Annotated in this window: 3 protein-coding genes; all 3 read right to left on the minus strand. The window is 41.2% G+C overall.

The genetic code is table 11. The features are described from left to right. Positions 1 to 214 precede the first annotated feature (214 nt). Positions 215 to 1,264 (minus strand): [FeFe] hydrogenase H-cluster radical SAM maturase HydE, encoded by a 1,050-nt coding sequence (hydE, locus tag AC075J_RS03960; RefSeq protein WP_022380695.1) that lies wholly within the window; start codon positions 1,262 to 1,264, stop codon positions 215 to 217. A gap of 15 nt (positions 1,265 to 1,279) precedes the next feature. Then, complete coding sequence (locus AC075J_RS03965) at positions 1,280 to 1,525, minus strand: TM1266 family iron-only hydrogenase system putative regulator (RefSeq protein WP_022380694.1); 246 nt, start codon at positions 1,523 to 1,525, stop codon at positions 1,280 to 1,282. Positions 1,526 to 1,564: 39 nt separating this feature from the next. Next, the coding region (locus tag AC075J_RS03970) for a transglutaminase domain-containing protein (protein ID WP_476390038.1) at positions 1,565 to 2,216 on the minus strand (652 nt) is incomplete at its 5' end.

Below are 2,216 nucleotides of genomic sequence, written 5' to 3' on the forward strand. Positions count from 1 at the left end.
TTTGTTTGCATCTGCATATGCAAGGGTTTCTCTGATCTCTTCGTCGGAAATAAATTCTCTTCTGCTTTTAATGATTTTGGATTATACATAGATTTGTTTCCTTTCTTTTCGGTCAGGGGCTTCCTTATCTGCCGCTTTCCGATTAGTTTTTTCTATATTCAGTTTTATGTTCCGCTTATCGCGGATGCTTAAGTTATTCAGGAGTGAACTGCAGTCATGCTTTATAATCGCCTCTGTCTGTCACTACTTCATAACCAATGCTCTTCATACGTGCTGCCATACAGGCTTTGCATTCAGCAGCTTCATCACCTGTACAGATCTTATTATCATAAAGGGTATACTTATCCCGGACATTGACCGGTGATAAATTGGGCATTACTACATTGGCCCCTGCCAAAATTCCCTTCTCTCTGCCCTTGGGGTCTATGGTTCCAAGGGCTGTTGTTGCCGGAAGAAGCGCGTGTGGGTGGATCAGGCGGATAATTGACAATAATCGCAGAGTCTGCTCCAGAGTTCCGGGTAATTCTTTAGCAAACGGGGTGTCTTTGTGAGGAATAAACGGTCCAATTCCTATCATTTCAGGCTTTAATTCCTTAATAAATAAAAGATCGCGGTAAAGTGTATCTGCGGTTTGTCCCGGAGATCCTACCATGAATCCACATCCGGTTTGATATCCTATTTTCTTCAGGTTTTTCAGACAATTTTTTCTGAAAACCAGGGACATCTGTTCCGGGTGAAGTTTTCTGTAATGATCTTCATCTGCTGTCTCATGACGCAAGAGATATCTGTCAGCGCCTGCATTAAAATATGCCTGATAGCTTTCTTCACTCTTTTCTCCAATAGAAAGAGTCACTGCACAGTCAGGGTATATTTCTTTAATCGTGCGGACAATCTGACAAATATGTTCATCTGTGAAATGCGGATCTTCTCCGCCCTGCAGAACAAAAGTCCGAAAACCAAGATTCCATCCTGTTTCACAGCAGGACAAAATCTGTTCCAAAGAAAGCCGGTATCTGTCTGCATCCGTATTTGAACAGCGTATACCACAATAATAACAATTGTTCTTGCAGTAATTTGTAAATTCGATCAGACCACGGACATAAATTTTATTTCCATAAATTGCTTTTGCGGTCTGTTGTGCTCTTCTTCGTAGTTCTTCCGTTACCAGTGGATTCTGTGTATGTAAAATCATTTCCAGTTCTTCTCTGGTAATATTCTGTGTCTCCTGAATGTGTTCAGGTATCTGCAACTCTGCTGATGCCATATATTTTCATTTCCTCTAAGCTTTCGAATAGACTGTTTTTGCTGAAACCCCTGCCAGCCGGCCAATTTTTCCGGTCAGTGCATTGATTATATCCAGAGGTGCATCTATTGCCACACTGATAATGCTTATCCCTCTCTGCCTATAAGGAATCCCCATTCTGCCGATGATATAAATGCCAAATTCATGAAGAATCCTATTCAGACATTCTACAGAATCTGAATTCTCTACTATAATACTGATCACTGCAATTCTGCTTTCCATAGAAACACCTCTCATATAATTAATCAACTTATCGGCACATTAGAATTTACAAAAGTTAACAACTCTCTGGATCTGGTGACTGATCGGGTAATAATCATAACCATAAACCCCTGTCATCCAACCGGCATACTGTGCTTCCGGATCATAATAAAGACCATTGATCTTTACCCAGCAATGACGGGTGAAGCCATCTGCCGCTCCATCTCTGCTTCCCGGTACCCGGCCACAGATCATATACGGTGTATATCCTATTTCTCTTGCAAGAGCAGCAAAAATACAGGAAAATCCATAACAGTTGCCATATCCTGCACGAAACATCCTCAATGCCTCACTGCGCGCCCAGCCACTCTGGTAAATGTTAGGATCCGGACCACCATAGTAAAATCCTCCGTAAACAACATATTTCCAACATGCATAAAGCTTCTGGCTCTGACTCATACCTGAATTTGTGATTGACGATACAATCTGCATCACACGCATTTTCAGCAGAGCATTATAATCTTTTCTTGCAGCACCGGAATTGGTAAAATAAAGCTGGCCGTTCTGTCTGGATTTCTTCTGATACAGCCTTCCTTTTGGATCCGCATAATACAGATTATTCTTATAGATAAAATATCCAATGCTGGCACGGCCGTGTTCTGTCCTTATATGATAAATATTGGATCCGGATTTCACAATTTTATTCTGTTTA

The sequence above is a fragment of the Blautia sp. ZXY-1-C6 genome (genome assembly GCF_056339875.1).